This is a genomic window from Acinetobacter modestus (assembly GCF_014636095.1).
GTDB lineage: Bacteria > Pseudomonadota > Gammaproteobacteria > Pseudomonadales > Moraxellaceae > Acinetobacter > Acinetobacter modestus.
This window is the reverse complement of sequence record NZ_BMDV01000019.1, coordinates 1-4,970: the sequence shown is the minus strand read 5'-3', so window position 1 is coordinate 4,970 and position 4,970 is coordinate 1. Positions and strand designations below refer to the sequence as shown.

Sequence of the window (4,970 nt, the reverse complement as noted above, 5' to 3'; positions counted from 1 at the left end):
ACTGAGCACTGGCGATCTAAGTCAATGCTGCAGTTCTCATCATCATTGGAATAAGTGGACAAATTCCTGACATGGAAATTGCAGCGAGATTGGCTAAAGTTACTACGCTGATTATCAGCCGAGATAAAGTAATGTGAACGGGTAGTATTGCTGTAATGGATGGATTAAACGTTGCAGGGTAAGGCAATGTAATAAATGTGGGCTTTGGTGGTGCAGAGCTTGTTCTCCATCCAAAAGGCGAATATATCTACATACGGGATTTGAATTTAGTACTTACTGCAAAGCTACTGAAGCGAGGGATGTGTTGGGTGCTTTATCGGATGGTTACCTTTAATCCTTCATAAATGAGTGTACTAGTGAACAATACCACTTTATAGCAGTTAAACTTATTAAACTTATTAAACTTATTAAACTTATTAAACTTATTAAACTTATTAAACTTATTAAACTTATTAAACTTATTAAACTTATTAAACTTATTAAACTTAAATTGCTTAGGTGGTCTAACTAAAATTTTTAGCAGAGTGATCTAATAATAAATGTATTAATAGACCATGCTTCAATCTGACGGCTGCGAACCGCCAGGGACAGGCGCAATGTCAGATTCTGTCGCGGCCTTGGCGCGTGCCTGGAAGCGTTCATAGCAATCCAGCCCGCAGAAATGTTCGACGTATTCCGCGCCTTCCGGGGTGAAGGCGGCATCGAGCGGAATTTCTTTGCAGCATACGCAGCAGGTGGTGCAACTGGCAGTGTTCGGGGCGTTTGCGTTCATGGTGGTACTCCTCCAGATTGGTAGCGAAGCTCAAAGCTGCCCACTCTCGGCTGGCTGGGAAGCGGTCATGATCTTCCCTTGAAGGCCCGCAGCAGCCGCGTCACAGACAGGACAAACAAGCCGGTCAGCGTGAGGGCTGCAATACCCCAGTGCTCCCCGATGAACGCGCCGGCCGTCGTGCCGGCTAGCACAATGGCGAGAATCGGCAAATGGCAGGGACAGGTGAGCACGGCCAGCGCGCCCCACAAGTAGCCGGTGATCGGTTTGTGCGTCTCAGACGGCAAGTGCTCTGGGCTGTTCATGGCAGACTCTCCGCGTGCTGTGCCGGTTCGGTTGGCATGGCGGCCAGTTGCATTTCGAGGCTGGCCAGGGCCTCGCGCCGACGCTCGACGAGTTGCCGCAACACGGCAAGCTGCGCAGACGCACCGTCACCGTCCGCAGCATCCAGCGCCCGGCACAGCCGCGCCAGTGCGTCCAGGCCGATACCCGCTTCGAAGGCAGCCCGCACAAAGCGCAGCCGTTGCAACGCGGTGTCATCGAACAAGCCGTAGCCGCCCGTGGTGCACGCGACCGGCCGTAGCAATCCGCGCAGCAGGTAGTCGCGCACGATATGCACGCTCACCCCGGCATCAAGGGCCAGCCGGGACACTGTGTAGGCGCTCATTGAACACCTCCTTTTCCTCATCCGGCGCAGCACGAAAGCTGCTTCACGTCCTTGCTGAAGGTCTGCGCCGCGAGCTTCAGCCCTTCGACCATGGTCAGGTAGGGGAACAATTGGTCGGCCAGTTCCTGCACGGTCATACGGTTGCGAATGGCGAGCACCGCCGTCTGGATCAGTTCACCCGCTTCCGGGGCCACCGCTTGCACGCCGATGAGCCGTCCGCTACCTTCCTCGATGACCAGCTTGATGAAGCCGCGTGTGTCGAAGTTGGCAAGCGCACGCGGCACGTTGTCCAAGGTCAAGGTGCGACTGTCGGTCTCGATCCCGTCGTGATGTGCTTCCGCCTCGCTGTAGCCCACGGTGGCGACCTGCGGGTCGGTGAATACCACGGCCGGCATTGCGGTCAGGTCCAGGGCCGCATCGCCGCCAGTCATGTTGATCGCAGCACGGGTGCCGGCCGCTGCCGCCACATAGACGAACTGAGGCTGGTCGGTGCAGTCGCCAGCCGCATAAATGTGTGGCGTACTGGTGCGCATGCCCTTGTCGATGACGATGGCCCCCTGCGCATTGGCAGCGACTCCCGCCGCTTCCAATGCCAGGCTGCGCGTGTTCGGTGCCCTGCCAGTGGCGACCAGCAGCTGGTCGGCGCGTATTTCACCGTACCCGGTGGTCAGCACGAATTCGCCGTCCACATGCGCGACCTGGCTGGCTTGCGTGTGTTCCAATACCTTGATCCCTTCGGCACGGAACGCGGCTGTAACGGCCTCGCCGATGGCCGGGTCGTCGCGGAAGAACAGCGTGTTGCGAGCTAGGATCGTGACCTGGCTGCCCAGCCGGGCGAAGGCTTGCGCCAGTTCCAGCGCGACCACCGACGAGCCGATCACGGCTAGGCGTTCGGGAAGGGTGTCGCTGACCAGGGCCTCGGTCGAAGTCCAGTAGGGTGACTCTTTCAGGCCCGGAATCGGCGGCACGGCCGGGCTGGCACCCGTGGCGACTAAGCAGCGGTCGAAAGCTACCACGCGCTCGCCACCATCGTTTAAACGGACGACCAGGCTCTGCTCATCCTTGAAACGCGCCTCACCATGTACAACGATGATGGTCGGGTTGCCGTCCAGAATGCCTTCGTACTTGGCATGGCGCAGTTCTTCGACGCGCGCCTGCTGCTGGGCCAGTAGTTTGCTGCGGTCAATCGCAGGCACAGTCGCCGCGATACCGCCGTCGAACGGACTTTCCCGACGTAAATGGGCGATGTGGGCGGCGCGAATCATGATCTTGGACGGCACGCAGCCGACGTTGACGCAGGTGCCGCCGATGGTGCCGCGCTCGATCAGCGAGACGTGCGCGCCTTGCTCGACGGCCTTCAGTGCTGCCGCCATTGCCGCGCCACCGCTACCAATGACGACGACCTGCAACGGGCGTTCGTTGCCACTGGGCTTATCAGCGGCCCCTATCCAGCCGCGCATCTTGTCGAGCAGGCCGGCGCGGTTGTCCGTCGGTGGCGCATCGGCAAGCGTTGCCTCGTAGCCCAGTCCGGCCACGGCGGTAGTCAGCGCATCCGATGACGTGCCCGCCTCAATGGCGAGTTGCGCTGTGCCCTTCGGATAGGACACCAGCGCCGATTGCACGCCGGGCACTTTCTCCAAGGCTTCCTTGACGTGAGCCGCGCACGAGTCGCAGGTCATCCCGGTGATTTTCAGGGTGGTCATGTATTTTTCCTTTTCTGTGGTGGCTACGGCTGTTGCCGTCAGCCACGTTGTTCTGGCAATTCACAGCTGTCCGGCCCGCAGCGGCGATGTGCTGGCGAGATGAAATCCCAGACCGACACCCCAACCATCAAGGCCAGGCCGACATAGAGCAGTCCACCGCTCTGCCAGCCGTAAGCCCGCATTAAAAACACCGCTGCCAGCACCAAGATCGGGCCTATCGTGCCGAGCGCCGTGCGTCGCCACTGTCGATGATTGAGCCAAGCGATAGCATTGGCGAGTAACGTGATGCCGGCGAACATCGGCAGCAGGATGCCAATGAATAGCCCCTCGTACTGGCTCAAGAAGCCCAGTCCGATGGCCGCGCCAAAGCTGGCGATGGCAGGAAAACAGGCGGCGCAGCCCATCGCGGAAACGACGCTGCCGAGCGCGCCGGTTTTGCCAGCGATGCGCGTGATGAGTCCCATGTGTCGCTCCCGAGTTCGGTTAACGGATCAGCGTTTGAGGCTGGACGGATAGCCCGCGTCCTCGGTCGCCTTGGTCAACTTCTGGACGTTGGTCTTGGCATCGTCGAAGGTGACGACGGCCTGGCGCTTGTCGAAACTTACGTCGGTCTTGCTCACGCCCTCAACCTTGGAAAGCGCGTGCTTGACAGTGATCGGGCAAGAGGCGCAGGTCATGCCAGGCACGGACAGCGTGACGGTCTGAGTGGCGGCGAACACGGGGGCAACGAAAGCGGCGAGAGCGAGGGAGGCAAACAGCTTTTTCATGATGAACTCCTGATTAGTAGAAAAATGGCATGACGTAGGGAAAACCAAGCGCGACCAAGACCAACACGGCGACGAACCAGAAAATGAGCTTGTAGGTGGTGCGCACTTGCGGAATCGCGCACACCTCGCCCGGCTTGCAGGCTGCGGTCGGTCGGACGATGCGCCGCCAGGCAAAGAACAGTGCAACCAGCGCCGCGCCGATGAAGATCGGCCGATACGGCTCCAATACCGTCAGGTTGCCGATCCATGCCCCGCTGAACCCCAAGGCGATCAAAACCAGCGGCCCCAGGCAGCAGGCCGACGCAAGAATGGCGGCCAGCCCAGCGGCGAAGAGCGCGCCGCGCCCGTTTTGTGGTTCAGACATACGCTTGTCCTTTCAAATTTGGTTTGGATAGCTTAAGCTTACTTCCGTAGTTATGTACGGAGTCAAGCGATATGCAAATTAATTTTGAGAATCTGACCATTGGCGTTTTTGCCAAGGCGGCCGGGGTCAATGTGGAGACCATCCGGTTCTACCAGCGCAAGGGCCTGCTGCCGGAGCCAGACAAGCCCTATGGCAGCATTCGCCGCTATGGCGAGGCGGATGTAACACGAGTGCGGTTCGTGAAATCGGCCCAGCGGCTGGGCTTTAGCCTGGACGAAATCGCCGAGCTACTGCGGCTGGAGGATGGCACCCATTGCGAGGAAGCCAGCGGCCTGGCCGAGCACAAGCTCAAGGATGTGCGCGAGAAGATGGCCGACTTGGCACGCATGGAGGCCGTGCTGTCTGAACTGGTGTGCGCCTGCCATGCGCGGAAAGGGAACGTTTCCTGCCCGCTGATTGCGTCACTGCAAGACGGAACGAAGCTCGCTGCATCGGCGCGGGGGAGTCACGGGGTGACTACGCCTTAGCGTGCTTTATTTTCCGAATTCTGAGACGACCCCTAGATGCCTGGTCAAGACTGCATACTTGCAGTTTTGACGGCACTGTTGCAAATAGGGATCTGAGTCAATGATTTTCCCTTCAAAAAAGCTTAGAGACCGAAAACTCTATTTACTAGCCAAACTTCTCCTAGAATATTACC

8 protein-coding genes are annotated in these 4,970 nt (G+C 58.6%); 1 reads left to right on the top strand and 7 read right to left on the bottom strand.

Annotated features, from left to right (window positions below; genetic code table 11):
* Positions 1-559: 559 nt before the first annotated feature.
* From IEV17_RS17000 to merT, 7 genes are all read right to left on the bottom strand, one after another.
* Positions 560-772: a DUF3330 domain-containing protein gene (locus IEV17_RS17000; protein WP_000993245.1), complete on the bottom strand. Its 213-nt coding sequence runs from the start codon at positions 770-772 to the stop codon at positions 560-562.
* A 65-nt stretch (positions 773-837) separates the two neighbouring features.
* Complete coding sequence (merE, locus tag IEV17_RS16995; RefSeq protein ID WP_001087807.1) at positions 838-1,074, bottom strand: broad-spectrum mercury transporter MerE; 237 nt, start codon at positions 1,072-1,074, stop codon at positions 838-840.
* The gene (gene merD, locus IEV17_RS16990; RefSeq protein ID WP_001277463.1) at positions 1,071-1,436 is read right to left on the bottom strand and encodes a mercury resistance co-regulator MerD; all 366 of its coding nucleotides are present in this window, start codon (positions 1,434-1,436) and stop codon (positions 1,071-1,073) included. The genes merE and merD overlap by 4 nt, the downstream gene beginning before the upstream one ends.
* 17 nt (positions 1,437-1,453) lie before the next feature.
* Entirely contained in the window at positions 1,454-3,139 is a 1,686-nt protein-coding gene (gene merA, locus IEV17_RS16985) for a mercury(II) reductase (protein ID WP_004658213.1), read from the bottom strand.
* A gap of 38 nt (positions 3,140-3,177) precedes the next feature.
* Positions 3,178-3,603 carry an organomercurial transporter MerC gene (gene merC / locus IEV17_RS16980; RefSeq protein WP_000522997.1) on the bottom strand — a complete coding sequence of 142 codons (426 nt, stop codon included), beginning with the start codon at positions 3,601-3,603 and terminating at the stop codon, positions 3,178-3,180.
* A gap of 27 nt (positions 3,604-3,630) precedes the next feature.
* Positions 3,631-3,906 carry a mercury resistance system periplasmic binding protein MerP gene (merP, locus tag IEV17_RS16975; protein WP_004178136.1) on the bottom strand — a complete coding sequence of 92 codons (276 nt, stop codon included), beginning with the start codon at positions 3,904-3,906 and terminating at the stop codon, positions 3,631-3,633.
* 13 nt (positions 3,907-3,919) lie between these two features.
* Positions 3,920-4,270, bottom strand: coding sequence for a mercuric ion transporter MerT (merT, locus tag IEV17_RS16970; RefSeq protein WP_034600610.1), 351 nt, complete (start codon positions 4,268-4,270; stop codon positions 3,920-3,922).
* Positions 4,271-4,341: 71 nt separating this feature from the next.
* On the opposite strand from merT, the gene merR reads away from it, so the two are divergent.
* Positions 4,342-4,797 carry a mercury resistance transcriptional regulator MerR gene (gene merR, locus IEV17_RS16965; RefSeq protein WP_001166628.1) on the top strand — a complete coding sequence of 152 codons (456 nt, stop codon included), beginning with the start codon at positions 4,342-4,344 and terminating at the stop codon, positions 4,795-4,797.
* Positions 4,798-4,970: the final 173 nt, after the last annotated feature.

Coding starts and splice junctions, on each gene's coding strand:
- IEV17_RS17000 (WP_000993245.1), bottom strand. CDS start 772: ATGAACGCAAACGCCCCGAACACTGCCAGTTGCACCACCTGCTGCGTA.
- merE (WP_001087807.1), bottom strand. CDS start 1,074: ATGAACAGCCCAGAGCACTTGCCGTCTGAGACGCACAAACCGATCACC.
- merD (WP_001277463.1), bottom strand. CDS start 1,436: ATGAGCGCCTACACAGTGTCCCGGCTGGCCCTTGATGCCGGGGTGAGC.
- merA (WP_004658213.1), bottom strand. CDS start 3,139: ATGACCACCCTGAAAATCACCGGGATGACCTGCGACTCGTGCGCGGCT.
- merC (WP_000522997.1), bottom strand. CDS start 3,603: ATGGGACTCATCACGCGCATCGCTGGCAAAACCGGCGCGCTCGGCAGC.
- merP (WP_004178136.1), bottom strand. CDS start 3,906: ATGAAAAAGCTGTTTGCCTCCCTCGCTCTCGCCGCTTTCGTTGCCCCC.
- merT (WP_034600610.1), bottom strand. CDS start 4,270: ATGTCTGAACCACAAAACGGGCGCGGCGCGCTCTTCGCCGCTGGGCTG.
- merR (WP_001166628.1), top strand. CDS start 4,342: ATGCAAATTAATTTTGAGAATCTGACCATTGGCGTTTTTGCCAAGGCG.